Origin of the sequence: Mesorhizobium sp. WSM3873 (genome assembly GCF_001672445.1) — a bacterium.
Classification (GTDB): domain Bacteria; phylum Pseudomonadota; class Alphaproteobacteria; order Rhizobiales; family Rhizobiaceae; genus Mesorhizobium.
In genome coordinates this window covers 38489-64011 of record NZ_LYTM01000001.1, presented here as the reverse complement: position 1 = coordinate 64011, position 25523 = coordinate 38489, and the positions used below count along the sequence as shown (strand labels likewise).

The window sequence follows — 25523 nt, the reverse complement described above, 5'->3', positions numbered from 1 at the left end:
TCCGCTTGAGGTGCTCGCCGCCCGGAAGCCCACCGAGAACTCATGAGCCGCAAGGCATGCTGCCTTGCCGCCAATTGGACTGGACCTGCGCCATGACCACGGACAGCAGCACTGAAAAGCGTCCCTTCAACCTCTCGCGCTGGGCGATCGGGCATCCGAGCATCGCGCGCTTCCTGTTCGGCCTCATCATCCTGGCCGGCGCGCTCGGCCTGATGCGCATGGGCCAGAAGGAAGACCCGGACTTCACCTTCCGCGTCATGGTCGTGCAGGCAGTCTGGCCGGGCGCCTCGATCCAGGACATGGAAGACCAGGTCGTCAACAAGATCGAGCGCAAGCTGCAGGAGACGCCGCATCTCGACTTTGTCCGCTCCTACACCCGCGCCGGCAGCGCCATCATCACGCTCCAGGTAAAGGGCGACACCAACGCCGAGGAGGTGAAGGATGCCTTCTACCAGGTGCGCAAGAAGGTCGGCGATATCGCCAACGAACTGCCGCAGGGCCTGCTCGGCCCCTATTTCAACGACGAGTTCGGCGACACCTTCATCACGCTGCATTCGATCAGCGGCGACGGCTTCACCTATCCCGAGCTGAAGAAATTCGCCGTTCAGGCGCGCGACATGCTGCTGGCGACGCCGGGCGTCGAAAAGGCCGTCATCATTGGCGACCAGCCCGAGAAGATCTATATCGATGTGTCCTCCAAGGCGCTCGCCGAGCGCGGCCTGACGGTGCTTGACCTGCAGAATGCCGTGAAAGGGCAGAACGCCGTCGATCCGGCGGGCTCGGTCGATACCGGCCTGCGCTCGGTTCGCATCTCGGTCGAGGGCGACGTCACCAAGGCCGCCGATATCCGCGAGCTGAGGCTGCGCGCCGGCAATCAGGTGACACGTCTTGGCGACATCGCCACGGTCTCTTCCGGCCTCGAGGACCCTTATGAGCGCAAGTACCGCTTCAACGGCCACGAAAGCGTCCAGGTCGGCGTCGTCATGGCCAAGGGCTTCAATGTCAGGGACGTCGGTAAGGATGTCGAGGCGACCTACAAGCGCTTCGAGGAGGGGCTGCCTTATGGCGTTGCTGTCGATCAGATCTCCGACCAGCCGGAGGTGGTCAAGGATGCCGTCAACGAATTCATGGAGGCGCTCGGCGAAGCGTTGCTGATCGTTCTCGTCGTCTCGTTCCTGTCGATCGGCTGGCGCTCCGGCCTGGTGATCGCCATCGCCATCCCGCTGGTTTTAGCCGCCACCTTCGCCATCATGTACGAGATCGGCATCGACCTGCAGCGCATCTCGCTCGGCGCGCTGATCATCGCGCTCGGTCTGCTGGTCGACGACGCCATGATCGTCGTCGAGATGATGGAGCGCAAGCTGGAGGAGGGGCTGGTCAAGATCGAGGCGGCGAGCTTCGCCTATTCCTCGACCGCCTTCCCGATGCTGACCGGCACGCTGATCACCACCGCGGGCTTCATCCCGGTCGGCTTCGCGGCCTCCACCGCGGGCGAATATGTGCGCACGCTGTTCTATGTCGTCGGCATCGCACTGGTCGTGTCGTGGTTCGTCGCGGTCTATTTCACGCCCTGGCTGGGCTACATGATCCTGAAGCAGCGCAAGCACGCCGGCACCCACCACGACGTCTTCGATACCGGCTTCTACCGGCGGCTGCGTGCGACGGTCACCTGGGCCGTGCGCCACCGCATCATCGTGCTGGCGATGACGCTGGTCACTTTCGGCACCAGCCTCTGGGCCTTCCAGTTCATCCCGCAGAACTTCTTCCCGCAGTCGTCACGTCCGGAAATCCTGGTCGATCTCTGGCTGCCGGAAGGTACCTCGATCAAGGAGGTCGAGAACCAAGCCAAGGCGCTCGAAGCGAAGATGATGGACGACCAGGACAAGCGCTTCATCGCCACCTATATCGGCGAGGGCGCCCCGCGCTTCTTCCTGCCGCTCGACCAGCAGCTTCGCAATCCGAACTTCGCCCAGCTTCTGGTGATGGCCAAGGATGAGCCGGCGCGCGAGCGGCTGATCGTCAAGATGCGAGGCATTCTCGCCAAGGACTTCCCGTCGATCCGCGCCAAGGTCGATCGTTTGTTCCTCGGACCGCCGACCGGCTGGCCGGTGCAAATGCGCATCATGGGGCCGGATCGCCAGGAGGTGCGCCGCATCGCCGACGAGGTGAAGGCAAGGTTCGAAGCAAACCCGCTGCTCGGCGCCGTCCATGACGACTGGCTGGAGCCGGTGCCGGCGATGAAGCTGGTGATCGACCAGGACCGAGCCCGGGCACTAGGCGTCACATCGCAGCGCATTCGCCAGATGCTGCAGGCAACGATGTCCGGTGCGCCGCTCGACGATTTCCGCGACGGCGAAGAGACGGTCTCGATCGTCGCCCGCGAGCCGGAGGCGACCCGTCATCTGCTCTCCTCGGTCGACTCCGTCTATATCCCGACCGACTTCGGTGGCTCCGTGCCGCTGTCCCAGGTGGCGAAGGTGGTGCCGGTGATGGAGCAGGGCATAGAGTGGCGGCGCGACCGTCTGCCGACCATCAGCGTGCGCGCCACGTTGCCGGATGGCGTGCAGTCGAACGACGTCGTCACCAAGATGTACAACGACATGAAGGACCTCCGCGCCGGCCTTGCGCCCGGCTACAAGATCGAGGTCCAGGGCGGCGCGGAGGACTCGGCCGAAAGCCAGGCCTCGATCGCCGCCAAGGCACCGATCATGCTGGCCGTCATCGTCATCTTGCTGATGGTCCAGCTGCAGCATTTCGGCAAGTCGATGCTGGTGCTGGCCACCGGCCCGCTGGGCATCATCGGCGCCGCGGCAGCCCTTCTGATCAGCGGCGCGCCGTTCGGCTTTGTCGCCATCCTCGGCGTCATCGCGCTGCTTGGCATCATCATGCGAAACTCGATCATTCTGGTCGACCAGATCGACCAGGACATCACCGCCGGCATGGATCGATCGGAAGCGATCGTCGGCGCTGCGGTGCGCCGCTTCCGCCCGATCATGCTGACGGCGCTGACCGCGGTGCTTGCGCTGATCCCGATCTCGCGCGCCGTCTTCTGGGGGCCTCTGGCCTACGCCATGATGGGCGGCATCCTCGTCGCCACCGTGCTCACCATCCTGGTGCTGCCGGCGGGCTATGCCCTGTTCTTCGGCCGCGAGCCCAAGACGGCCAAGACAGGCGAGCAGGCGCAGGAGCCGGAACAGGTCGAAGGCATCGAAAGACCGCAGCTGGCGCTGGCTGCGGAATAAGAAGGTGGCAACCTCGAATCATCCGCCATCGGCGAAAGCCCGTGGCGGATGATGCGCATCGAAAGAACGCCTCTCGCCGCCGCGGCGCGCTCGGCGAGGCGCCTACGCCAATTCCTCGGAATGCGCGATCGTCACGCCATACTCCGCGGCCGAGTCGAGCATCGTGTGCCACAGGCTTTCGGCGAAGGTTGCGAATACCAAGAGGTTGAACACGGCCTGGCCGTCTTGTCGGTTCTTCCCGCGCCAGAGCGTCACGCTGGTATGGTCGATCGAGGTGGCGGCTGCTGTGCCGACCGGGAACATTTCGGGGTGCAGGTCGATCGACGACACCTTGGCCAGCATCGTGCGCGCCTTGTCGCCGGAAACGCTGATCAACGCGCGCGCATGTGATTGATCGGAAAGCGAGGCCAAACCGGCAAACACGCGGGCAAGGGTCTCCATCCTTTGCCCGCCGCCTCTCGACAGCACCAGGAACTGGTCCGGTCCCGACCAGATCAGCGTCGCGTCGGCCGTGTCGACCGCCTCGGGTGTTTCCGGCGCGCCGACGCCGAAGCGAGCCTTCGCGGCATTGACCGTCTCGGCCGCCTTGCCGCGCCGCGCCATCACCTGAACGAGGTCGAAATTGCGGATCTCGGTCAGCGACACGCCGGCTTCGCCCGGCGCGCCATAACGGCCGGCGACCAGGGCGCGCTCGAGCGGGCTGCGGATGTTCCAGGAAAAATCAGCCACGCTGGCGCCCTCCATCCGGATCGTAGAAAACGGAATTGCAGAGCTCGACATCGTACTCCTCGCCACGCAGCGGATCATGCGCGCGCACGATCTCGCCGATGCGCTCGCGGCCGCGCTCGAAGAGGCCGAGCCCGATCCACTGGTCGAGCACCGGCGAGAAGCAGACCGAGGTGATATAGCCCTGGTCGTTGTCTGGGCCGGGGGTCTGGCCCTTGGGAATGATGTGTGCGCCGGAGCGCAGGCGGCGCGCCTTGTCGATCGGCTTGATGCCGACGACCACCTGCCGGTTCGGCGCGACGAATGCTTCGCGGCCGGCCATGACGCGGCCGATGAAATCCTTCTTGGTCGACATCATCTTGCCGAGACCGAGATCGGCAGCGGTTGTGGTGCCGTTGAGCTCCGGTCCGGCGACATGGCCCTTTTCGATGCGCATCACGCCGAGCGCCTCGGTGCCGTAAGGCGTCACGCCGAACGGCTTTCCCGCGATCATCAGGTTGCGCGCCAGAGCCTCGCCGTAGCGCGCCGGCACCGAAATCTCGAACGCCATCTCGCCGGAGAAGGAGATCCGGAACAGCCTCGCCTTGAGGCCGCCGCGCAGCTTGACTTCGCGCGCGCCCATGAACGGAAAGCCTTCGTTCGACAGGTCTTCGGCCGGATCGACGATCTCCTTCAGCAGATCGCGGGTCTTCGGACCGGCGATGGAGAATTGCGCCCACTGGTCGGAGACCGAGGTCAGCTGCACGTCGAGTTCGGGGAACAGGACCTGGCGGCAGAATTCGAGATGCTGCATCACCAGCCCAGCCTTGGCGGTCGTGGTTGTGAGGAAATAATGGTCTTCGGCCAGGCGCGAGGTGGTGCCGTCGTCATAGACGACACCGTCCTCGCGCAGCATCAGTCCATAACGCGCCTTGCCGACTGCGAGGCTGGAGAACGCGTTGATATAGACGCGGTCCAGGAAGGCGCCGGCATCCGGGCCGTGCACGTCGATCTTGCCCAGCGTCGAGACATCGCAGAAGCCGACGCTGCTTCGCACCGCCTTGACCTCGCGGGTGACCGATTCCAGCCAGTCCTTTTCGCCGGGCAACGGATACCATTGCGCGCGTTTCCACAGGCCGGTGTCGACGAACACCGCGCCCTGTTCGGCGGCCCAGTGATGCGACGGCGTCAGCCGCGTCGCATGGAAATTCTCGTCGCGATGGTGACCGGCGAAGGCGCCGATGGCGACCGGCACATAAGGCGGCCGGTAGATCGTCGTGCCCGTCTCGGGAATGGATTTACCCGATACCGCCGCCATGATGGCGAGGCCGGCGACATTCGAGGTCTTGCCCTGGTCGGTCGCCATGCCGAGCGTCGTGTAGCGCTTCAGATGCTCGACCGACTCGAAACCCTCGCGCTGCGCCAGCTCGACATCGGAAGCCGTCACGTCATGCTGCTGGTCTACGAAGGCCTTGCCCTTGCCCGCGACATGCCAGAGCGGCGTCAGCGAAAAGGCCTCGTCGTCGGCGATCGCCGCCGATCCGGGACTGCCGCTCCGTCCCGCATCGCGCGCCGCTGCAACACCTGCCTCGAAACCTTCCCGCAGGCAGGCGCCAAGGCCGAAGGCGCCGTTCGCCGCGCCTGCCGCCACCATGCCGGGCGGCGCGCCGTCCGGCACGAAGGCGGCGATATCGTCGCGCCATTTCGGCCGGCCGCGATGATGGGAGGTGAGGCCGACCACAGGGTTCCAGCCGCCGGAGACGGCAAGCCCGTCGGCCTCGACTTCGGCGCGCGCGCCGCCGGTCAGCGACACGGAAATCTTGCGCACACCGCTCTTGCCGCCGTCGACGCCGCTGACTGAGCCGTTAAGCACCGGGAAGCCGCCCTTGCCGGCCAGCGAGCGACGGGCCGGCGAAACGTCTGGCCGCCCATCGATCACCGCAGCGACCTGCAGTCCGGCTGCGATCGCAGCCTCCGCCGTGCGCCAGCCATCCTCATTGTTGGTGAACAGCGCAATGCGTCGCGCCGGTGCAGCGGCGTAGCGGTTGATGTAGCTGCGCATGGCGGAGGCCATCATCACGCCAGGCGTATCGTTGCCGGCGAAGACGATGGGACGTTCGATCGCGCCCGCCGCGACGACGCAGCGCTTGGCGACGATACGCCAAAGCCGCTGCCGCACCTGATGCTCCGGCGGTGCCGATAGATGGTCGTTGACGCGCTCGATCGCGCCATAGGTACCGCCGTCATACACGCCGAACAGCGTCGTGCGCGTCATGATGCGGACGTCCGGCATCGCCGCGAGTTCGTCCAGGGTACGGGCAATCCACTCGGCCGCCGGCAGCCCGTCGATCGTACCGCCATCGGCAAGCAAGCGCCCGCCGAGCACAAAATCCTCCTCGCACAGGATGACGCGCGCGCCGCAGCGCGCGGCGGCAAGGGCGGCGGCGAGGCCGGCCGGACCGGAGCCGGCGATCGCCACGTCGCAATGCGCCCACGCTTTGTCATAGCGATCGGGATCGGGAATGCCCGCCGCGCGGCCGAGGCCGGCGGCGCGGCGAATCGCCGGTTCGTAGATCGTTTCCCAGAACTTCGCCGGCCACATGAAGGTCTTGTAGTAGAAGCCGGCGACGAAAATCGGCGCGAAGAGCTGGTTGACCGCCATGACGTCGAAATTGAGCGACGGCCAGCGGTTCTGGCTGGCGGCCTCGAGCCCTTCATAGAGCTCGGCGGTCGTTGCCTTGGTGTTCGGCTCGCGCCTTGCGCCACTGCGCAGCTCGACCAGCGCGTTGGGCTCTTCCGAACCCGCCGTCAGGATGCCGCGCGGGCGGTGATATTTGAACGAGCGGCCGACCAGCTTGACGCCGTTGGCGACGAGCGCCGAGGCAAGCGTATCGCCCTGGAAGCCGGAGAGTGTCTTGCCGTCGAAGCGGAAGCTCAGCGGCGTCGAGCGGTCGATAAGGCCGCCGGCGGCCAGACGGTTTGCCTGGTTGCCGCGCATCAAGCACCAACCTTGGCGGAGCCGGCGCCCGCCGCCGGCTCGACAGCCGAAATCTCATGCGTCAGCGTGTTGCGCTTGACCTTCAGCCAAGCCCGGCAGCCGCCGCCGTGATACCAATGCTCGCTCATCACACCGGCGATGTTGTCGCGCAGGTAGACGTAGTCGTAGACGGCGTCCGCGCGGGCATCGGCAGGCGGGCGCTGCGGCTTGGCGTCGCCGAGATAGGTGAACTCGCCGAGTTCGCGTTCGCCGCAGAAGGGACAGACTATGCGCATGGTCAGATCTTCAATGGAGGTTCGGTTGGGCGCCCTGGCCCTTCTCGTCGATCATGGCGCCGTGCTGGAACCGGTCGAGGCGGAAGCGGGCGGCTTCCTTGTGCGATTGATCGCGGGCGATGAGATGAGCAAAGACGAAGCCGGAGCCAGGCGTCGCCTTGAAGCCGCCATAGCACCAGCCGGCATTGAGATAGAGGCCGTCGACCGGGCTCTTGTCGATGATCGGCGAGCCGTCCATCGACATGTCCATGATGCCGCCCCACTGGCGCAGGAGCCGCACGCGGCCGATCATCGGGATCAGCGCCATGCCGCCTTCGCAGACATCCTCCACGACAGGCAGATTGCCGCGCTGGGCATAGGAGTTGTAGCCGTCGATGTCGCCGCCGAACACCAGCCCGCCCTTGTCCGACTGGCTGACATAGAAATGCCCGGCGCCGAAGGTCATGACGTTGGGCAGGAGCGGCTTGATCGCTTCGGAGACGAAGGCCTGCAGTACATGGCTCTCGATCGGCAGGCGCAGTCCGGCCATCGCCGCGACGCGTGAGGAACTGCCCGCGACCGCCATGCCGACCTTGCCGGCGCCGATCCGGCCGCGCGAGGTCTCGACCCCGGAGACCTTGCCGTTGGTGTCGCGCATGAAGCCGGTGACTTCGCAGTTCTGGATGATGTCGACGCCGAGCTCGCTCGCCGCGTGCGCGTAGCCCCAGACCACGGCATCGTGACGTGCCGTGCCGCCGCGTCGCTGCAACAGCCCGCCCTGCACCGGGAAGCGCGCATTGTCGAAGTTCAGGAACGGCATCATCTTCCTGAGCGCCGCCTGGTCGAGCAGCTCGGCATCAATCCCGTTGATGCGCATGGTGTTGCCGCGTCGGGCAAAGGCGTCGCGCTGCGCGTCGGAATGGTAGAGGTTGATGACGCCGCGCTGGCTGACCATCGCGTTGTAGTTCAAATCCTGCTCCATCCGCTCCCACAGCTTCATCGACAATTCGTAAAAGCCGGTGTTGCCGGGCAGGCCGTAATTGGAGCGGATGATGGTGGTGTTGCGGCCGGCATTGCCGGAGCCGATCCAGCCCTTCTCCAGCACCGCAACGTTGCGGATGCCGAACTCGCTGGCGAGGAACCAGGCCGTCGCCAGCCCGTGCCCGCCGCCGCCGATGATCACCACGTCGTAGCGATCCTTCGGCGCCGCGTCCCGCCAGGTCGGCTTCCAGGTCTTGTGGCCGGAGAGGGCGGCACGGGCGAGCGAGAAGATCGAGTATTTCATGAAATCATTCCGAGGCCGCTCGCCCCACACCGACTCTTCTCTATCGCATCGGATTGCACGGCCGACGGGCTTTAGATGTCCAGCGTGTGGTCGCGCTCCCACTGCGTGAAGTGCGAAGCATAGGAATTCCATTCCTGCTGCTTCAGCTTTAGATATGCCGACGAAAATTCCTCACCCAGCGCCGCCTTCAGCGATTTGTCCTTGTCGAACTCACGCAGCGCATCGAGCAGGTTGAGCGGCAGTTTCGGCGCATCCGTCACGGTATGACCGAACTGGTACATGTCGATGTCGTAGCGCTTGCCGGGATCGGCCTTCGAGCGGATGCCGTCGAGGCCGGCAGCGATGATCACTGCCTGCAGCAAATAGGGATTGGCGGCGCCGTCCGGCAGACGCAGCTCGAAGCGGCCCGGTCCCGGCACGCGCACCATGTGGGTACGGTTGTTACCGGTCCAGGTCACGGTGTTCGGCGCCCAGGTCGCGCCCGAAATGGTGCGCGGCGCATTGATGCGCTTGTAGGAATTGACCGTCGGGTTGGTGATCGCGGCAAGTGCCGAAGCATGCTTCATGATGCCGCCGAGGAAGTTCCTGCCCTTGGCGGACAGGCCGAGCTCCTCCGAATTGTCGGCGAAGACATTGGTCTTGCCGGTCTCGTCCCACACCGAGATGTGCGCATGGCAGCCATTGCCGGTCAGGCCCTGAAAGGGCTTGGGCATGAAAGTCGCGCGCAGCCCATGCTTTTCCGCAACTGACTTGACCATGAACTTGAAGAAGGAATGCTTGTCGGCGGTCGCCAGCGCGTGATCGAAGGTCCAGTTCATCTCGAACTGGCCGTTGGCGTCCTCATGGTCGTTCTGGTACGGACCCCAGCCCAGCGCCAGCATATGGTCGCAGATCTCGGCGATCACGTCGTAGCGGCGCATCACCGCTTGCTGGTCGTAGCAGGGTTTCGACGCTGTGTCGTACTGGTCGGAGATAGCGCTGCCGTCCGGCGAGATCAGGAAGAACTCGGCCTCGATGCCGGTCTTGACATGCATGCCGTCGCGGGCGGCCTCTTCGATCAGGCGCTTCAGCGTGTTGCGCGGCGCCTGGTCGACGAGCTTGTCGTCCATCACGCAGGTGGCCGCCACCCAGGCGACCTCCGGCTTCCACGGCAGCTGGATCACCGAATCCGGATCCGGCACCGCCAGCATGTCGGGATGCGCCGGCGTGAGATCGAGCCACGTGGCGAAGCCGGCAAATCCGGCGCCGTCCTTCTGCATGTCGGCGATCGCCTGCGCCGGCACCAGCTTGGCACGCTGCCCGCCGAACAGGTCGGTGTAGGAGATCATGAAGTATTTGACGCCGTTCTCCTTGGCGAATGCGGCGAGATCGTTCCCCATTATAGTTCCTCGCTTATGTGATCCTGGATGGTGTGTCCTAGAAGCCGTTCTTCCCCGGTATCCAGTTGGTGCCGGCAAGCGGCACGCCGGCCATGGCGGCTGCTTCGATGCTGAGCGCGACCAGGTCCTCGGGCTCGAGATTGTGCAGGCTGTTCTTGCCGCAGGCGCGGGCAATGGTTTGAGCCTCGAGCGTCATCACCTTCAAGTAGTTGGCGAGCCGCCGACCGGCGGCGATCGGATCGACGCGCTTCATCAACTCGGGATCCTGCGTGGTGATGCCGGCCGGGTCCTTGCCTTCGTGCCAGTCGTCATAGGCGCCGGCCGTGGTGCCGAGCGCGTTGTAATCCGTCTCCCAGCGCGGGTCGTTGTCGCCAAGCGCCACGAGTGCGGCGGTGCCGATCGACACCGCGTCGACGCCGAGCGCCAGCGCCTTGGCGACATCGGCGCCGTTGCGGATGCCGCCGGAGACGATCAGCTGCACCTTGCGGTGCATGCCGAGGTCCTGCAGCGCCTGCACCGCCGGCCTGATGCAGGCGAGCGTCGGCTGACCGACGTTCTCGATGAATACTTCCTGGGTCGCGGCGGTGCCGCCCTGCATGCCGTCGACCACGACGACGTCGGCGCCGGCCTTCACCGCAAGCGCGGTGTCGTAATAAGGACGGGCGCCCCCGACCTTGACGTAGATCGGCTTCTCCCAGTCGGTGATCTCGCGCAGCTCCAGGATCTTGATCTCGAGATCGTCCGGGCCGGTCCAGTCGGGATGGCGCGAGGCCGAGCGCTGGTCGATGCCCTTGGGCAGCGTGCGCATCTCGGCGACGCGGTCGGAGATCTTCTGTCCCAGTAGCATGCCGCCGCCGCCGGGCTTGGCGCCCTGTCCGACGACAACTTCGATCGCGTCGGCACGGCGCAGGTCACGCGGGTTCATGCCGTAGCGCGACGGCAGGTATTGGTAGACCAGCGTCTTCGAATGGCCGCGCTCTTCCTCGGTCATGCCGCCGTCGCCGGTAGTGGTCGAGGTGCCGGAAAGCGTCGCGCCTCGGCCGAGCGCTTCCTTGGCCGGACCGGAGAGCGAGCCGAAGCTCATGCCGGCAATGGTGATCGGGATCTTCAGCTCGATCGGCTTTTTGGCATGGCGCGAGCCCAGCACCACCGAAGTGTCGCAGCGCTCGCGATAGCCTTCGAGCGGATAGCGCGAGATCGAGGCGCCGAGGAACAGGAGATCGTCGAAATGCGGCAGCTTGCGCTTGGCGCCGGCGCCGCGGATATCGTAGATGCCGGTCGCGGCCGCGCGGCGGATTTCGGAAAGCGTGTAGTCGTCGAAGGTCGCGGACTTGCGTGGCGTCGTCGGCGGGTTGCGGTAGGTCATCTTGCCTCAATACGCGTCGGCGTTGTCGATATTGAAATTGTAGAGCTTCCGGGCCGAGCCGTAGCGCTTGAACTCCGAAGCCTTGACGTCGGTGACGCCGGCCTTGTCGAGCAGGCCCTGCAGCAGTTCGATGTGCTCGGGCCGCATCTCCTTGGCGATGCAGTCGGCACCCAGGCTTTCGACCTTGCCGCGCACGAAGAGCCGCGCCTCATAGATGGAATCGCCCAGCGCGTCGCCGGCATCGCCCAGCACCACCAGATTGCCGGACTGCGCCATGAAGGCCGACATGTGGCCGATATTGCCGTGCACGACGATATCGATGCCCTTCATCGAGATGCCGCAGCGCGAGGAAGCATTGCCCTCGATGACCAAGAGGCCGCCGCGGCCGGTGGCGCCGGCATACTGGCTGGCATCGCCTTTGACCACGATCGAGCCGGACATCATGTTTTCGCCGACACCGGGGCCGGCCGAGCCATGCACGGTGATCGTGGCGCCGTCATTCATGCCGGCGCAGTAATAGCCGACGCTGCCCCGCACATCGATGCTGATCGGCTGGTCGACCCCGACGGCGACCGAATGGCTGCCTTTCGGGTTGAGCACTTCCCAGGCGGTCTCGTTCGAGCCGGGGGTCATCTGATGAAGCGCCTGGTTCAGCTCGCGCAGCGACTGTTCTGCGAGGTCGAACACCCTCGCATGACCTTGCTCGCGCTGCGCCTTCGGCATGGGTGTTGCAGGCATGAACTCAATGCTCCCAGAAATAGACCGTTGCGGGCTCCGGCTCCCAGACCCTCGCATTGTCTATGCCGGGCAATTTGGTGAGCGCGCGATATTCCGAGCCAAACGCGACATACTGGTCGGTCTCGGCCATCACGGCCGGCTTGCAGGCGATCGGATCGCGCACAACGCCGAAGCCGTTCTTGGTCCCGACGACGAAGGTGAAAAAGCCGTCAAGGTCGGAGAGCGTGCCTTCGAGCGCCTCGCCGAGATTCTTGCCATGCGCCATCCTGTTGGAGAGATAGGCGGCCGCCACTTCCGTATCATTCTCCGTCTCGAAGGTCATGCCTTCGCGCACCAGCTCGCGGCGGACATTGTTGTGGTTGGAGAGCGAACCGTTGTGCACCAGGCACTGGTCGGCGCCGGTCGAGAAGGGATGCGCGCCCATCGTAGTGACCGCCGATTCCGTCGCCATGCGGGTGTGGCCGATACCATGTGTGCCGGTCATCGAGCGCACGTCGAAGCGATCGACGACGGCCTCCGGCAGGCCGACTTCCTTGTAGATCTCGACCGCTTCGCCGGCGCCCATGATGCGGATATCGGGCCGAAGCGACTGCAGCGCCTCACGCGCGGCGTCGACCTTGTCGGGCGTGGTGCGGATAACCGCATGCGTCGACTTCACCGCGACGCTCACCGGCGCGCTGACCGCCTTGGCGAGCTCGACGTCGAGGCCGCGGAAATCGCGCTCGGGTTTCGGCGACTGCACGGTGATCTTGGCCTCGTTGCCGGTCGCCGCGCCATAGATGGCGATGCCGGCGCTGTCCGGACCCCGGTCGCTGAGCGAGATCAGCATCTCCGACAGCATCGCGCCGAGCTTCGGCTCCAGCGTCCTGTCCTTGAGGAAAAGTCCGACGATTCCGCACATGTCAGCCTCCGACGTTTGTGGCTTCCAGATGGTGTACCGAATGAAATCCGCGAATTCAATGGTATGAAAGAAATTTTCCTCTGATTATATATCCGCTTTCGCGCCGCTTGTAGCGTTATCGCCGTCCGGATGGCCGTGGGTCCATATCGCGTGGCGGACCCGCGCTATCCTGTAGGCATCGAGGATCGACAGCGCATAGATCAGGAACCCGCCGGCATGGCGACCGATGAAGCTGGCATCCGCCGGCGCCACCTTGGTTGTGACCCAGCCGAGGATCACCATGAAGAACAGGAACTGCAGGCCCCGCGCCGGCAAGCCGAGCATGACATGTCCGCTGCCGGGCAGGGCGATCGAGGAGGCCAGCACAAAATAAGGGTTCGAAGGCCGGGTGGCGGGTTCGGTGGCGTTGCTCATGCGGCCTGCCTTTCGCACTGGTTGATCGCGTCGCGAACCGAGGATGCGGCTTCGAGCAGTTTTTCGATCAATGCCGGATCGAGCCTCGCGTCGCCGAAAGCGGCTTGCCGGAACACACCGTAGCGCACCCGATCGGCCTGGGCCAGCAGCCACACGATGCGCACGCCCTTCGGCGTGATCAGCAATTCCTTGGCGCGGCTTTCGCCGAATATCCCGGCATGCGCGGCGATCACCTCCTGCGGGAAGACGACGCCTTTGCGGTCTGTCCGCAGCACCGCCTCGTCGGGGAACGCCGCCGTCTTCGGCAGCGTGTGTTCGAGATGGTCGAAATTGGAGAAGGTCGTCGGCGATCCCGGCCGCATCATCATGTCGAAAACGCCCGGCACCGCGACAGGCTCGGTGATCGACACGCTGAGCCAGCGCGTGGGAAGCTTCCTGGTTGCGAGCGTGTCGACGATGGTGCGCACCTGCGCGCGCTCGCCGTTATGCGAACCCGCCCAGGTAGCGACGCCGGCCGTGCCGTCGGAGACGTCAATCGCGTCGCGAATGACGGCGCGAACGGCGGCCTCGTCGTCGGCGAGCGCCGCCCTGGCCCTGTTGCGGCTGGAGCGCGCAAGCCAGGCAAGGTGGAGGACGACCGCAAATACGATCGCCCCGGCAAACAAGACTGACGTCAACTCAGACATCTCGACCCGCCAAGACCCGCCGCCAGGCGGCGGGTCTTTTTCCGTTCAATAGCCCTGCGGCTTCGGCCACGGCATGGTGAACTGGTCGCCGCGGCGCACGAACTTGTAGCGGTAGAAGTGGAACCACAGCGAGATCAGGAAGTAGAAGGCGATCATCGCGATCAGCTGCGAGCCGAAGCCGAGGAAGATGGCGAAGAAGGTCACCACGCACAGGCAGAACAGCACGATCGCCGGCAGCGGATGGAAGGGATGCGTGTAGCCGCGGCGGATCGAGCCGAGCGGCCACTTCTTGCGGAACATCATGATGTTGATGCTCATGAAGGTGTATTGCAGCACGCCCGACAGGATCGAGAAGGTGATCGCCTGGTTGAGATCGGCGATGAAGGCGAAGGCCAGCGCGATCGGCAGCAGGAACAGGATCGACCGATAGGGCGTGCGATACTTCGGATGCACCGCCGAGAACCAGCTCGGCAGGTAGCGGTCGCGGCCGAGCGAGAACCAGGCGCGGGCGGCGTCATTGATGCAGCCATTGGCCGAGGCAAGGGCTGCAAGCAGCGTCGCGATGAAGAGCAGGTTCTCGAGCAGCGGGCTGCCGGTCAGCTTGCCGGCGTCCCAGAGCGGATAATAGGTGATGCCGAGATATTCCCACGGCATCAGCGAGGCGCAGACATACCAGGTCATGGCGGCGGCGATCAGAAGCGTGATCATGCCGGCCATCGTGCCATAGGGCAGGGAGCGCGCCGGCGAGCGCACTTCCTCGGCCGCTTGCGTGGTGCCCTCGATGCCGAGATAATACCAGATGCCGAACTGGAAGGCGGCGATCACGCCGATCCAGCCATAGGGCAGCGCGTTGCCGGGAGTGACCAGTTCGTTGAGCTTCAGCACCGCCCCTTGCGTCCATGGACTGACCGAAAAGAACAGGATGACGATCGAGATATAGGCGATCGCCGTGATGACGAAGTTGACGTTGAGCGTCATCAGCACGCCGCGATAGTTGAGCCATGCCAGCACGACGATGGTGGCGGCGATGAAGGAATTGTGGGTCAATCCCTCGACACCTGCTTTGGCAACGATGGTGTCGCCGAGCAGGATCGCATCCGAGACTTCGAGCATCGTGTAGGCAAAGACCAGGAACAGCGCGACGTTGAAAGCCATCAGTGGCCCGACGATGTGCTTGGCCTGCGCGTACTGGCCGCCGGCGGCGGCGACCGTCGACGTCACTTCCGAATCGATCATCGCGACCGAGGTGTAGAGCAGTCCGACGACCCAGCAGACGATCAGCGCGGCGAGCGCGCCGCCCTTGTCGGCGGCAAAATTCCAGCCGGTGAACTCGCCGACCAGCACGATGCCGACGCCGAGCGCCCAGACATGGGCGGGGCCGAGCACGCGTAGCAGCGAGACCCGGTCGCCGTGGACCACCGTTTCTCTCGTTTCAACCGCGACTGTCATTGGTGAGGCTCCACTCAGATCCGGTGCTTTTCGGAGACGGCTTCAAGCTCGCCTTCGCGCGAGGAGGTCAGCGTCTCCTCGGAATAGGTCGTGTCGACCTTGAACCAGTCGTAGAGCATCCACAGCGCGAGCAGGATCGAGATGCCCCAACATGCGTAAGAGACTGTCATCCACATGATCGTGTTCCCAGGTTACTTGCCGTCGAACTTCTCGTTGATCACCTCGCGATATTCGCGATCGGAGGCGCGGAACAGGAAGACGAAATAGGCGATCAGCACCACCGCCATGATGATCAGCGTCGGCCAGTCGATGATGTAGTGGAAGCGGTTCTGGATGATGTCGTGGGCGGTCTCCGGCGTGTAGCCGAGCTTTTCCCAGATCGAGGCCATGGTCGCGTTCTGGCCGAGCGCTTCCCAGGTCTTGGCGTCGAGCGCGTCGATCGATTTCGCAGCACCCGCGAGGCCGAGTTTCAGCGGCAGCCACAGCGCCACGAAGATGGCGACCACGACGACGGCGATGTCGAAGACCTGACCGGCCTTGCTCTGCTCCGGCGGAATGTAGCGGGACATGCTTTCTCCCTTCAGGACTGGCGGTTACGGAACGCGTCGGCGTTCTTGATGTCGAGGCCGTAGATGAAATCCTTGTCTTCCTTGTAGTGGTTGAGCATCGCCAGAATGGCGGCGGTGTTGAAGATCAGCACCGCCGCCGCGGCGATCACCACCACGAGCTTGATCCCGCTGTCGGGGATGTAGGCCCAGGTCATCAGGAGGACGAAGAGGATCGTCGCCCAAAGGCAGACGATCAGGAGCACCGATCCGCGCACATCGGAACGGTACAGCGCTTCGATGCGCTGCTTGAGGTCGGACATCGGTTTTTCCCCTTTTCTCGACGTCCGGCCCCGTAATCGACCGGGCGTCCACTCTTTCAACAGAGTGAAATTTTTTTCATAAGTTCTGCCCGAACCGCGAAGTTGTCAAGCCGGTTTTACGTTCGGTAAACGGTTTGGGGGTCCGCCGCAGGATTGCCTGTGGATAAAACTATTTGCCTGCAGGAAAACTACCGCGGACGGCACAGCGCCGGCACGAGCTGGTGGAAATGCCATGGAAATGCTTCGCGAGGTCGGACCTTCGACGAATGCGTCACCGAACGATGTCCGGGTTCGGGTTGGTCAGGGCGTGCTGTTCTGCGGATAGCAGATGATGGAGAGATAGCGCATCGGCAGCTGTGTCAGTTCTTCCGGCCCATGCGGCGCATCGGCGTCGAAGAACAGGCTGTCGCCTGGCTTCATCGGATAGAGATTGCTGCCGTGCCGGTATACGACCTCGCCCTCGAGCATATAGAGGAACTCCATCCCTGCATGCTGGAAAGTCGGGAACACGTCGGAGTCCTCGGTCAGCGTGATCAGATAGGGCTCGACGACCACGCCGCTGGTGTTGGCGCCGATATGGCCAAGCAGATTGTACTGGTGGCCGGCGCGTGTGCCGCGCCGCTCGACGTCGACGCCTTCGCCGGCCCTGACGAAGACGGCGGCGCGCTCTTCCTCGAAGCGGCGGAAGAAGGCGGTGACCGGCACGCCGAGCGCCCGCGACAACGCCTGAAGCGTGGTCAGCGACGGCGAGGTGATGCCGTTCTCGATCTTCGACAGCATGCCGAGCGAAATGTCGGTGGCGGCCGCGAGATCGGCGACGGTGATGCCGAGCTTCTTGCGGAATGCGCGCACCTCATGGCCGATCGCTACCTCCAGCACTTTCTCGCGCGTGTCGCGGACGGCGTGCGGATTCTGCGTCAGTGGCGCGCGGATGGTTCGCACGGTCCGTCCGTCGGCCGAGACGCTCTTCGGCAACGGCTTGGCTTGGGCGCTCACTCCGGAAGGCTTGGTGTCGGTCGTCTTTTTCGCCATGGCGCCCCTCAACTTTCCGCCGATTTATTTCACTCGAGGTGAACATATTCGGTGGCGATACAGGAGCGCAATCACGGCGGCAAGCCGTCTTATGTCGCAGAACCTGCGCTGAAATCGGCTGTCGCGACCCGGCTGCCTGGGTCGCAGTGAGGCTGGCGCCGCGGTCACTCACCGCATCGCAGGCCTTCTCACGACATGATCAGGCCGCCGTCGACATTGATGGTCTGTCCGGTGATGTAGGCCGCGTCATCGCTGGCGAGAAAGCTGACGAGGCCCGAGACGTCTTCGCCGCTGCCGGCGCGACCCATCGGGATGTTCTTCACCCATTCCGCCATCAGCTCGCCCGGCTTGTAGTCGCCGAGCAGCTTGCCCCATGCGGTGTCGTTATAGGCCCACATGTCGGTGTCGATGATGCCGGGGCAGATGGCGTTGACGGTGATCTTTTCCTTGGCCACTTCCTTGGCCAGGCTCTGCGTGATGCCGACAACGCCGAATTTCGAGGCGGCGTAATGCGGCGTGTAGATGAAACCCTGCCGCGCCTGGCCGGACGCGGTATTGATCAGCCGGCCGCCTTGGCCGTGCTTGCGCATGCGCGCGATCGCTTCCTGGCAGCACAGGAACACGCCTTTCGTGTTCACCGCCATCACCTTGTCCCACTCGGATTCCGTCATCGCCTCGATTTTGGCGATGGTGATGACGCCGGCGTTCTGCACCGAAATGTCGACCCGACCGAATTCATTCTCCGCGAGATCGTAAAGCGCTTCGACCTCGTCCTTCTTCGTCACGTCCATGCGCATCGAGGCGACCTTCGCGCCCGCAGCCTTCAGGCCGGCGGCGACCTCGTCGACGCGCGGATCAATGGCGCCGATCACGACCGCAGCACCTTCCGCCGCGAAACGCTTCGCCATGGCCGCACCGATGCCGCCGCTGGCGCCTGTGACGATTGCCGTCTTTCCTTCGAAACGCTTCTGCACTTTTTCTTTCTCCTACCAGCAGACGAAGCCGCCATCGACGATGAGGTCGATGCCGGTGACGAAACTCGCGGCCCGGCTCGCCAGGAACACGGTCGGCCCGACCATTTCCTCAGGCGTCGCCATGCGGCCCATCGGCGTGTCGCGCTCGAAGATTTTGACCTGCTCGGCGACCTCCGGCCGCTTGTTCATCGGCGTCAGCGTGTAGCCGGGGCTCACCACATTGACGCGCAGGCCGCGATCGGCCCACTCCATGGCGAGGCTCTTCGACATGTGGATCACCGCCGCCTTGGACGAATTATAGTGCGCCTGCGTCAGGCCGCGGTTGACGATCGAGCCGGACATCGAGGCGATGTTGATGATCGAGCCTTTGCGCCGGGGCAGCATGACGCGCGCCTCGGCCTGGCAGGACAGGAACACGCCGCTGACATTGACGTCGTAGAGCTTCTGCCACTTCTCCATCGGCAGCGTCTCGGCGGGTTCGGCACCGGCGACGCCGGCATTGTTGACCGCGATCGTCAGCGCGCCGAGTTCCTTTTCGATGCGTTCGACCGCTGCCGCGAGATCGCTCTGCGATGTGACAGTTCCGGTCAGCACCAGCGCCTTGCGGCCGAGCGCCCTGATCTTGTCTGCCGTGTCTTCCAGACCGCCCTTCGAGCTGTGGCCGAAGCAGGCGACATCGGCGCCGGCTTCCGCCAGACCGATGGCGATCGCTTGACCGATGCCGCTGCCGGCGCCCGTCACCAGCGCCACGTCGCCATCAATATCGAACAGTTTCATCTTTCTCCCTCTCCCTGAAAGAAGGGGCGCCAGCCCTGCTGGCGCCCCGCGCGGTCCGGTGCTTGGGAGGCTATCACCTGCTGCGCTTTATTCCCATCTGCCGTGCCCTCAGCTCGTGGCGAGTTCCATCACGGCGACATTGCTTGCTTCGTCGCGATCGAGGATGCCGCGCTGGCGGCCGCGGCTCAGCACCAGAACCCGGTGCGAAAGCCCCAGCACCTCCTCGAGGTCCGAGCTCACCACCACCACGGCCATGCCCGAGCGGGCGAGGTCGGCGATGACATCGTAGATCGCCGCGCGGGCGCCAACGTCGATGCCGCGCGTCGGCTCATCGAGGATGAACACCTTGGGCGGCCGCGACACCCATTTGGCGATGATCACCTTCTGCTGGTTGCCGCCGGAAAGTTTTGAGACTGCCTGGTTCGGCCGACCCTTGACGCCGAGCCTCGAAATGCCGGCCTCGGCGAACCTCTGAACCGCTTTGGGAAACACCCAGCCCTTCGGTGCGACATGATCGAAATTGCCGATGGCGAGGTTCTCGCCGATCGTCTGCTCCAATACGACGCCCTGTTCCTTACGGTCCTCCGGCACCAGCACGACGCCGGCCCTGATCGCCGCCGCGGGGCCGCTGAGATGAACAGGCCGGCCCGCGACCCGCGCCGCGCCGGACGAGATCGGATCGGCGCCAGCGATCGCCCTGACCAGCTCGGTGCGGCCGGCGCCGATCAGCCCGGCGATGCCCAGGATTTCGCCCGATTTCACCGCGAACGAAACATTGTTGAAGCTGCGCTCCGGCGAGGACAGGTTCTCGACTTCGAGCACTGTCTCGGTACCCGGCGCCGACAGCTTCGGGAACATGCGTTCGACGCTGCGTCCGACCATCTGCTCGACGACCGTACGCACCGGGATGTCGGCGCGCTCGTGCCGGGCGACGATGCGGCCGTCGCGCATTACCACCACACGGTCGGCGATCTGAGCGATCTCGTCCAGCCGGTGGCTGATATAGATGAAGGACATGCCTTCGGCCTTGAGCTTGCGAATTTGCTTGAACAGCAGCTCCGTCTCCTCGCCGCCGAGCGCGGCGGTCGGTTCGTCGAGGATCAGAAGCTCGGCATTCAGCGTCAGCGCCTTGGCGATCTCCACCTGCTGCTGTGCCGCGACGCGCAGCGTGCGCACCTTGCGCTCCGGCGAGACGTCGAGGCCGAGGCGCTTCAATTGCGCCGAGGCCTTCGCGTTCATGGTTGCCCGGTCGATGCGGCCGCCCCGCATCGGCAGCCGCCCGACATAGACATTCTCCGCCACCGATAGGTCCGGCAGCAGCTTCAATTCCTGATGGATCATGCCGACGCCGGCCTCGATGGCCGCGGCGGGATTGGCGGGGGAATAGGGCTTCCCCCGCCAGATGATGGTGCCGGCATCAGGCTTGGTCGAACCGGCGATGATGTTGGACACCGTCGACTTCCCGGCACCGTTCTCGCCGAGCAGCGCCACGACCTCCCCCGGCCGCACCTCGAAGCTCGCATCGGCCAGGACCTGCACCGGTCCGTAGCTCTTGCAGAGGCCGTTGACGAAGAGCCCGTTATGCGGGCCTTCGCTATGGCGAGGTTCAGTGGACATCGTGGCGCTCTCTCAACGGTTGCCGCCTTACGGATGCTTCTCGATGAATTGCGCGACATTGTCCTTGGTGGTCAGGGTCGCGTCCTGCAGTTGCTCGGCCGGCAGCTTCTCGCCCGCCACGATCTTGATGGCCGAATCGACGGCTAGCCGGCCCATGCCCTGCGTCTGCTGGGTCGCGGTGACGTCAAACACGCCGTCCTTCAGCGCCTTGAGCGCCGCAACGTCGCCGTCGAAGCCGGCGATCCAGACCTTGTGGTCGGGGTTGGCGACCTTGACCGCCTGCGCGGCGCCCAGAGCCAGCGCGTCGGCCTGGCCGAAGATGATCGAGACATTCGGATGGGCCTGCAGCAGGTCCTGCGCCAGCTTGAAGCCTTCGTCCTGGTGCCACTGATCGCTCCAGAGCTCGCCGACCACCTTGATATCCGGATAGGCCTTGAGCGCCTCGCCGCAGCCCTTGGAGCGGTCGACTTCCGGCGTCGTGCCCTTCTGGCCATGGATGATCACCATCTCGCCCTTGCCGCCGGCCTGCTTGGCGATGTAGTCGCACACGCTCTTGGCCGAGTTGACGCTGTCGGTGGCGATGAAGGTGTCGCCGGGCGCGCCGTCGGCGTTGCGGTCGACATTGACCACCGGGATGCCGGCGGCCTTCGCGGTCTTGGTCGGCACCGTCGCGGCGGTGGCGCCGGCCGGGATATAGATCAGCGCGTCGATGTTCTGGGTGACGAGGTCCTGCACCTGGCTGACCTGCGTGGCCGAATCGCCCTTGGCGTCGACGGTGATGACCTCGATGCCCTTCTCCTTGGCATAGGCTTCGACCGACTGCTTGATCTGGTTGAAGAAGTCCGCCTGCAGATTGGCGACGGCGAGGCCGAGCTTCTTGGCGTCCTTGGCCGAGGCGGCATCGGACAGGCCGAGCAGCGGGACAATGGCCGCGGCCGCAAGCAGCAGTGAACGTTTGGTCAGCATGTTTTTCCTCCGTTGGTGTTCAATTTGTCCGCCTGCGCATCGCGGCGCCCTCGGCCGGACAGTCCCAGTCTCGGATCGACCGATCCGTTCCGCCCGGACATCCGGGCGAATTCCTATTGGCGGCGCCGCCGCCAGGTATCGGTGGCAACCGCCAGCGCGATCACCACGCCGATCACCACCTGCTGGATGAAGGGTGACACGCCGAGCAGGTTGAGGCCGTTGCGCAGCACGCCGATGATGAGAACGCCGATCGCCGTGCCGCCGATCGAGCCGATGCCGCCGGAAAGGCTGGCACCGCCGATCACCACCGCGGCGATCGTGTCAAGCTCGTAGCCGACGCCCGAACTCGGCTGCACGGAATCGAGCCGGGCCGCGAGCACGATGCCGGCCAGTCCCGCCAGCAGTGCGCAGATTGCGTAGACCCAGTTGGTCAGCGACTTCACCGGAATGCCGGAGAGGCGGGCAACCTCGGCGCTGCCGCCGATCGCGTAGAGGCTGCGGCCGGTGGCGCGGTAATTGAGGAAGATCGCGAAGACGATCGCCAGCACGATCATCAGCCCGACGGTGACCGACAGGAAGCCGAAGTGGCGCACGATGGAGAGGTTGGTGAACCAGTCGGGAAAGCCGACGATCTGCGAGCCGTCGGTGATCATGTTGGCGAGGCCGCGCGCCACCGACATCATGGCAAGCGTCGCGATGAAGGGCGGCAGTTTCGTCACCGTCACCAGCAGGCCCGACACCAGGCCGCAGAGGGCGGCGACGACGAGCGCCGCGGCGATGCCCGCCGGGACGCCGAGATTGAGATAGTCGGGATAGGCGACATAGCCCATCACCATCGAGGCCAGCGCCAGCACCGAGCCGACGGAAAGGTCGATGCCGCCGATCAGGATGACCAGCGTCATGCCGATCGCCATGATGCCGAGGACGGTCACCTGGTCGAGCACGTTGAGGATATTGCGTACCGTCAGGAAGGTGTCGGTGGTCAGCGCCAGCGCCAGGCACAGCAGCACCAGCCCGATCAGTGGTCCCATCGTTCCGGCAAACAGCGCCGAAAGCTTCGCACCGGAAGCGGCCTGCGCGGCGCCGGTGCCAGCCTTCAACTCGCTCGTCTCGTTGCTCACGGCCACTTCGTCTCCTCCGTCAGCGGGCAGGGTGCCTTGCCTTCCGCTCTTGTTCACCAGGCATCCTCCCTTGTGAACAATTTATCTTTGATCTGCAATTTTGTTCAGCTAAAACGTTCATCAGAAAATTGTCAAGTGCCGCGCAGCCATTCGGCGGCAGTTTGCGTGAACCGACAGTTTGCCATAGGGAAGTCGAGCGCATACGGAGGCATAAAGCATGGCGGTGATCGAGAACGACAAGGTCTCGCGTTTTCCGGATGCCGAGCTCAAGGCCCGAGCCGCCTGGCACTATTATGTCGAAGGGCTGACGCAGGAGCGGATCTCGGAGATCCTCGGCGTCGGCCGTATCAAGGTGCACCGGATTCTGTCGGCCGCGCGCGAGGAGGGCGTGGTCCAGTTCCGCATTCGCGACAGCGTCGTCGAATGCGTGCAGTTGGAGGAAAGCCTGAAGCAGCGCTTCGGCCTCAGCCAGGCGGTGGTTGTGCCGTCGGCCGCCGACCGGAGCAACGCGCCACTGATGATCGGCCATGCCGCCGCCGCCTATCTCGCCGACAACGTCAATCCGGGCGACGTTATCGCACTGGGTTGGGGCAGGACGCTGAAATTCGCCATCAACGAATTGCCCAGGCGGCCGATCGCCAGGACCACCGTGGTCTCGATGCTTGGCGGCCTCACCCATGCGCAGCCGCTCAATCCGACCGAGAGCGCCTGGGAATTCGCCGAGAAGATCGGCGCCGAATGCTATCTGCTGCCCGTGCCCGTCTATGCCGACAGGCCGGAGCAGCGCGATGCCTTCATGAGCCAGCGCAGCGTCCAGGATGTGGTCTTTAGGGCGCGGCGCGCCAACATCGCCGTGCTCAGCGTCGGCTCCTTTTCCAACGACAGCCCGATCGCCAATTACGGTTTCATCAAGCCGAGCGAATTGGAGGAATTGCAGGCGGCGGGCGCGGTCGGCGATATCCTCTGCCACTTCATCGATGCCGAGGGTCGCATCGTTGACCATGAGGTCAACCGCCGCGTCTGCGCCTACCCGCTGCAGGATCTCTCCGACATTCCGACCACCATCCTGGTGTCGGGCGGGCGGGAGAAGATCGCCGTCATGCGCGCCGCACTTGCGAATACGAAGGTCTCGGTGCTGATCACCGACGAAGACGCGGCCAAGGGGCTGCTTAGCCGGTAGTTCCGGTAATCGCGCCGAGCCGCGTGTGGATGTCGCGTGTCGCATGATAAAGGTCACGGTAGACTTCTTTGCGCGCGCGGTAGATCGGAACCAGCGCTTCGACAGGATCGACCTGACGTGTCGGCTGTGCCGCCATCGCCTTTGCCGCTTCTTCCGGTGACGCGAACCAGCCGATTGCCGAGGCCGCGAGCATGGCGGCTCCCAGCGCCGCTGCTTCGTTGACCGGCGAGACGAAGAGCGGGCGCTCGAGCACGCTCGCCATGATTTCCATCAGCAGTGCGCAATTGGTGCCGCCGCCGGCCGCGATCATCGCGTCGGCCTTGCCGGTCTGTTCCTCCATCGCCTCGGTGGCGATCGCCTGCTCCAGCGCTATGCCCTCCAGCACCGCGCGGAAGAGATGCTTTGGCTCGTGATCGAGCGACAGGCCGACGATAGCGCCGCGCGCCGAGCCGTCCCAGTAAGGGCTCATGACGCCGGCCCAATAGGGCATGACGAGCAATCCGTCGCTGCCTGGCGCGACTTCCTTCGCAGCTCTCTCCAGCACCACGGCCGAAGGCGCGCCGGTGGTGCGCACGATCCAGTCGACCAACTGCATGCCGGAACGCAGCACCGTCTCCAGCATGAAGCCGGAGCCGGTCGGCGAAACCAGCGTGCGGAATGCATCCGACGTTGTCACCGTACCCGAATAATTTCCGCTGACGACGCCTGAGCCCAACGACAGATAGCTTTTGCCGGGCCCGTAGACTCCCATGCCGAGGCCCATCGCCTGGCCGTCTCCGGCGCCCGCAATAACCGGCGTGCCGGCCTTCAGGCCGATCGCCGCCGCGACGCTTTCCGACAACGTGCCGCAGACCGCGCCAGGGGCTGCGAGCTCCGGCAGTTGCTCCGGCCGCAGTCCCGCCGCCTCGACCAGCCTCGGGTGCCAAACGCCATGCGCGATGTTCAGTAGGCCGAGCGGATCGGCGCTCGCCGTGCTGGTGACGAGTCGCCCGGTGAGCCGGTGGACGAAGAAGGCGTGCACGTCGACCAGCGCGGCCGCTTCCGCCAGCGCCTGCGGCCGGTGCTCCATCAGCCAGGCCAAAGCGTAGAGCGCCGGCGTCGGGTCCGGCGGCTTGCCGCTCCAGTCGCGGATCGCCTCGCGGCCGAGTTCTTCCGAAAGCCGCGCCACCTGGCGGCGGGCGCGTTCGTCGAGCCACAATATGGCGGGGATGAGCGGCTTGCCGGCGTTGTCGATCAGCGTGAAGCTCTCGCGCTGGTGCGCGATTGAGATGGCTTTCACGCGTGAGGCATCGATCGCCTTGGCGACTTGTTGCAGCGCCGACAGCAGCGCTGCCCACCAATGCTCGGCGTCCTGCTCGAAATGGCCGGGCGCCGGATTGGACAGCGGATAGGTCTCGCGTGCCTGGAAAAGCTCCGAGCCGTCGCGCGCGAAAGCGATCGCCTTCACGGCGGTCGTCGAGGCGTCGATCCCGATTACCACATCGTCCATCAGGCTGGGATCCGGAGGGTTAGAGCATGTCGCGCAAAAGTGTGCAGCGGTTTTGCGAAAACGACATGCATAAAAACAAGGA

The 25523-nt window shown here is 64.8% G+C and carries 23 protein-coding genes; 2 read left to right on the top strand and 21 right to left on the bottom strand.

From position 1 onward, the window contains the following. Nucleotides 1-92: 92 nt before the first annotated feature. Nucleotides 93-3242 (top strand): efflux RND transporter permease subunit, encoded by a 3150-nt coding sequence (locus A9K71_RS00275; RefSeq protein WP_066988958.1) that lies wholly within the window; start codon nucleotides 93-95, stop codon nucleotides 3240-3242. A gap of 102 nt (nucleotides 3243-3344) precedes the next feature. On the opposite strand, the gene A9K71_RS00270 is transcribed toward A9K71_RS00275, so the two are convergent. The 20 genes from A9K71_RS00270 to A9K71_RS00180 all read right to left on the bottom strand — a co-directional run bounded on the left by A9K71_RS00270 (nucleotide 3345) and on the right by A9K71_RS00180 (nucleotide 22751). Continuing rightward, the gene (locus tag A9K71_RS00270; RefSeq protein ID WP_066989392.1) at nucleotides 3345-3971 is read right to left on the bottom strand and encodes a sarcosine oxidase subunit gamma family protein; all 627 of its coding nucleotides are present in this window, start codon (nucleotides 3969-3971) and stop codon (nucleotides 3345-3347) included. Next, complete coding sequence (locus tag A9K71_RS00265; protein WP_066988955.1) at nucleotides 3964-6945, bottom strand: sarcosine oxidase subunit alpha; 2982 nt, start codon at nucleotides 6943-6945, stop codon at nucleotides 3964-3966. The genes A9K71_RS00270 and A9K71_RS00265 overlap by 8 nt, the downstream gene beginning before the upstream one ends. Then, complete coding sequence (locus A9K71_RS00260) at nucleotides 6945-7220, bottom strand: sarcosine oxidase subunit delta (RefSeq protein WP_066988953.1); 276 nt, start codon at nucleotides 7218-7220, stop codon at nucleotides 6945-6947. The genes A9K71_RS00265 and A9K71_RS00260 overlap by 1 nt, the downstream gene beginning before the upstream one ends. Nucleotides 7221-7230: 10 nt before the next feature. After that, nucleotides 7231-8484 (bottom strand): sarcosine oxidase subunit beta family protein, encoded by a 1254-nt coding sequence (locus A9K71_RS00255; RefSeq protein ID WP_066988951.1) that lies wholly within the window; start codon nucleotides 8482-8484, stop codon nucleotides 7231-7233. A 71-nt stretch (nucleotides 8485-8555) separates the two neighbouring features. Further along, on the bottom strand, nucleotides 8556-9863 hold the full coding sequence (gene glnT, locus A9K71_RS00250; RefSeq protein WP_066988949.1) for a type III glutamate--ammonia ligase: 1308 nt from the start codon (nucleotides 9861-9863) through the stop codon (nucleotides 8556-8558). A 37-nt stretch (nucleotides 9864-9900) separates the two neighbouring features. Beyond that, nucleotides 9901-11229: an FMN-binding glutamate synthase family protein gene (locus A9K71_RS00245; protein ID WP_066988947.1), complete on the bottom strand. Its 1329-nt coding sequence runs from the start codon at nucleotides 11227-11229 to the stop codon at nucleotides 9901-9903. A 6-nt stretch (nucleotides 11230-11235) separates the two neighbouring features. Next, a complete protein-coding gene (locus tag A9K71_RS00240) occupies nucleotides 11236-11967 on the bottom strand; it encodes a GXGXG domain-containing protein (RefSeq protein ID WP_066988945.1) in 732 nt (243 codons plus the stop codon). A gap of 4 nt (nucleotides 11968-11971) precedes the next feature. After that, on the bottom strand, nucleotides 11972-12868 hold the full coding sequence (locus tag A9K71_RS00235) for a glutamine amidotransferase family protein (RefSeq protein ID WP_066988943.1): 897 nt from the start codon (nucleotides 12866-12868) through the stop codon (nucleotides 11972-11974). An 84-nt stretch (nucleotides 12869-12952) separates the two neighbouring features. Beyond that, complete coding sequence (locus A9K71_RS00230) at nucleotides 12953-13282, bottom strand: hypothetical protein (protein WP_066988941.1); 330 nt, start codon at nucleotides 13280-13282, stop codon at nucleotides 12953-12955. Further along, nucleotides 13279-13968 carry a hypothetical protein gene (locus tag A9K71_RS00225; protein ID WP_066988939.1) on the bottom strand — a complete coding sequence of 230 codons (690 nt, stop codon included), beginning with the start codon at nucleotides 13966-13968 and terminating at the stop codon, nucleotides 13279-13281. Before A9K71_RS00225 ends, A9K71_RS00230 begins: the two co-directional genes overlap by 4 nt. 45 nt (nucleotides 13969-14013) lie before the next feature. After that, complete coding sequence (locus A9K71_RS00220) at nucleotides 14014-15417, bottom strand: amino acid permease (RefSeq protein ID WP_066988937.1); 1404 nt, start codon at nucleotides 15415-15417, stop codon at nucleotides 14014-14016. Nucleotides 15418-15431: 14 nt separating this feature from the next. After that, nucleotides 15432-15593, bottom strand: a complete 162-nt coding sequence (locus tag A9K71_RS29690) for a hypothetical protein (RefSeq protein WP_082953998.1) — start codon at nucleotides 15591-15593, stop codon at nucleotides 15432-15434. Between the two features lie 15 nt (nucleotides 15594-15608). Next, nucleotides 15609-15986 (bottom strand): hypothetical protein, encoded by a 378-nt coding sequence (locus tag A9K71_RS00215; protein ID WP_066988935.1) that lies wholly within the window; start codon nucleotides 15984-15986, stop codon nucleotides 15609-15611. A gap of 11 nt (nucleotides 15987-15997) precedes the next feature. After that, complete coding sequence (locus A9K71_RS00210) at nucleotides 15998-16285, bottom strand: hypothetical protein (protein WP_066988933.1); 288 nt, start codon at nucleotides 16283-16285, stop codon at nucleotides 15998-16000. A gap of 300 nt (nucleotides 16286-16585) precedes the next feature. Continuing rightward, the gene (locus A9K71_RS00205) at nucleotides 16586-17317 is read right to left on the bottom strand and encodes a helix-turn-helix domain-containing protein (protein ID WP_066988931.1); all 732 of its coding nucleotides are present in this window, start codon (nucleotides 17315-17317) and stop codon (nucleotides 16586-16588) included. 188 nt (nucleotides 17318-17505) lie between these two features. After that, entirely contained in the window at nucleotides 17506-18291 is a 786-nt protein-coding gene (locus A9K71_RS00200) for a glucose 1-dehydrogenase (protein ID WP_066988930.1), read from the bottom strand. Between the two features lie 12 nt (nucleotides 18292-18303). Next, nucleotides 18304-19068 carry an SDR family oxidoreductase gene (locus A9K71_RS00195; protein WP_066988928.1) on the bottom strand — a complete coding sequence of 255 codons (765 nt, stop codon included), beginning with the start codon at nucleotides 19066-19068 and terminating at the stop codon, nucleotides 18304-18306. Between the two features lie 108 nt (nucleotides 19069-19176). After that, entirely contained in the window at nucleotides 19177-20685 is a 1509-nt protein-coding gene (locus A9K71_RS00190; RefSeq protein ID WP_066988925.1) for a sugar ABC transporter ATP-binding protein, read from the bottom strand. A gap of 27 nt (nucleotides 20686-20712) precedes the next feature. Next, a complete protein-coding gene (locus A9K71_RS00185; RefSeq protein ID WP_066988923.1) occupies nucleotides 20713-21651 on the bottom strand; it encodes a sugar ABC transporter substrate-binding protein in 939 nt (312 codons plus the stop codon). Between the two features lie 113 nt (nucleotides 21652-21764). Beyond that, the gene (locus A9K71_RS00180; protein WP_066989390.1) at nucleotides 21765-22751 is read right to left on the bottom strand and encodes an ABC transporter permease; all 987 of its coding nucleotides are present in this window, start codon (nucleotides 22749-22751) and stop codon (nucleotides 21765-21767) included. Between the two features lie 238 nt (nucleotides 22752-22989). Here A9K71_RS00180 and A9K71_RS00175 point away from each other — a divergent pair, with 238 nt between their 5' ends. Then, nucleotides 22990-23952: a sugar-binding transcriptional regulator gene (locus tag A9K71_RS00175; protein WP_066988921.1), complete on the top strand. Its 963-nt coding sequence runs from the start codon at nucleotides 22990-22992 to the stop codon at nucleotides 23950-23952. Here the strand turns inward: A9K71_RS00175 and A9K71_RS00170 are convergent. Beyond that, on the bottom strand, nucleotides 23942-25441 hold the full coding sequence (locus tag A9K71_RS00170; protein ID WP_066988919.1) for an FGGY family carbohydrate kinase: 1500 nt from the start codon (nucleotides 25439-25441) through the stop codon (nucleotides 23942-23944). The two genes, A9K71_RS00175 and A9K71_RS00170, sit on opposite strands and share 11 nt — an antisense overlap. Nucleotides 25442-25523: the final 82 nt, after the last annotated feature.

Excerpts from the sequence above, each read along its gene's own strand:
- A9K71_RS00275 (WP_066988958.1), top strand. The coding sequence starts at position 93 with ATGACCACGGACAGCAGCACTGAAAAGCGTCCCTTCAACCTCTCGCGC.
- A9K71_RS00265 (WP_066988955.1), bottom strand. The coding sequence starts at position 6,945 with ATGCGCGGCAACCAGGCAAACCGTCTGGCCGCCGGCGGCCTTATCGAC.
- A9K71_RS00260 (WP_066988953.1), bottom strand. The coding sequence starts at position 7,220 with ATGCGCATAGTCTGTCCCTTCTGCGGCGAACGCGAACTCGGCGAGTTC.
- A9K71_RS00255 (WP_066988951.1), bottom strand. The coding sequence starts at position 8,484 with ATGAAATACTCGATCTTCTCGCTCGCCCGTGCCGCCCTCTCCGGCCAC.
- glnT (WP_066988949.1), bottom strand. The coding sequence starts at position 9,863 with ATGGGGAACGATCTCGCCGCATTCGCCAAGGAGAACGGCGTCAAATAC.
- A9K71_RS00245 (WP_066988947.1), bottom strand. The coding sequence starts at position 11,229 with ATGACCTACCGCAACCCGCCGACGACGCCACGCAAGTCCGCGACCTTC.
- A9K71_RS00240 (WP_066988945.1), bottom strand. The coding sequence starts at position 11,967 with ATGCCTGCAACACCCATGCCGAAGGCGCAGCGCGAGCAAGGTCATGCG.
- A9K71_RS00235 (WP_066988943.1), bottom strand. The coding sequence starts at position 12,868 with ATGTGCGGAATCGTCGGACTTTTCCTCAAGGACAGGACGCTGGAGCCG.
- A9K71_RS00230 (WP_066988941.1), bottom strand. The coding sequence starts at position 13,282 with ATGAGCAACGCCACCGAACCCGCCACCCGGCCTTCGAACCCTTATTTT.
- A9K71_RS00225 (WP_066988939.1), bottom strand. The coding sequence starts at position 13,968 with ATGTCTGAGTTGACGTCAGTCTTGTTTGCCGGGGCGATCGTATTTGCG.
- A9K71_RS00220 (WP_066988937.1), bottom strand. The coding sequence starts at position 15,417 with ATGACAGTCGCGGTTGAAACGAGAGAAACGGTGGTCCACGGCGACCGG.
- A9K71_RS29690 (WP_082953998.1), bottom strand. The coding sequence starts at position 15,593 with ATGTGGATGACAGTCTCTTACGCATGTTGGGGCATCTCGATCCTGCTC.
- A9K71_RS00215 (WP_066988935.1), bottom strand. The coding sequence starts at position 15,986 with ATGTCCCGCTACATTCCGCCGGAGCAGAGCAAGGCCGGTCAGGTCTTC.
- A9K71_RS00210 (WP_066988933.1), bottom strand. The coding sequence starts at position 16,285 with ATGTCCGACCTCAAGCAGCGCATCGAAGCGCTGTACCGTTCCGATGTG.
- A9K71_RS00205 (WP_066988931.1), bottom strand. The coding sequence starts at position 17,317 with ATGGCGAAAAAGACGACCGACACCAAGCCTTCCGGAGTGAGCGCCCAA.
- A9K71_RS00195 (WP_066988928.1), bottom strand. The coding sequence starts at position 19,068 with ATGAAACTGTTCGATATTGATGGCGACGTGGCGCTGGTGACGGGCGCC.
- A9K71_RS00190 (WP_066988925.1), bottom strand. The coding sequence starts at position 20,685 with ATGTCCACTGAACCTCGCCATAGCGAAGGCCCGCATAACGGGCTCTTC.
- A9K71_RS00185 (WP_066988923.1), bottom strand. The coding sequence starts at position 21,651 with ATGCTGACCAAACGTTCACTGCTGCTTGCGGCCGCGGCCATTGTCCCG.
- A9K71_RS00175 (WP_066988921.1), top strand. The coding sequence starts at position 22,990 with ATGGCGGTGATCGAGAACGACAAGGTCTCGCGTTTTCCGGATGCCGAG.
- A9K71_RS00170 (WP_066988919.1), bottom strand. The coding sequence starts at position 25,441 with ATGGACGATGTGGTAATCGGGATCGACGCCTCGACGACCGCCGTGAAG.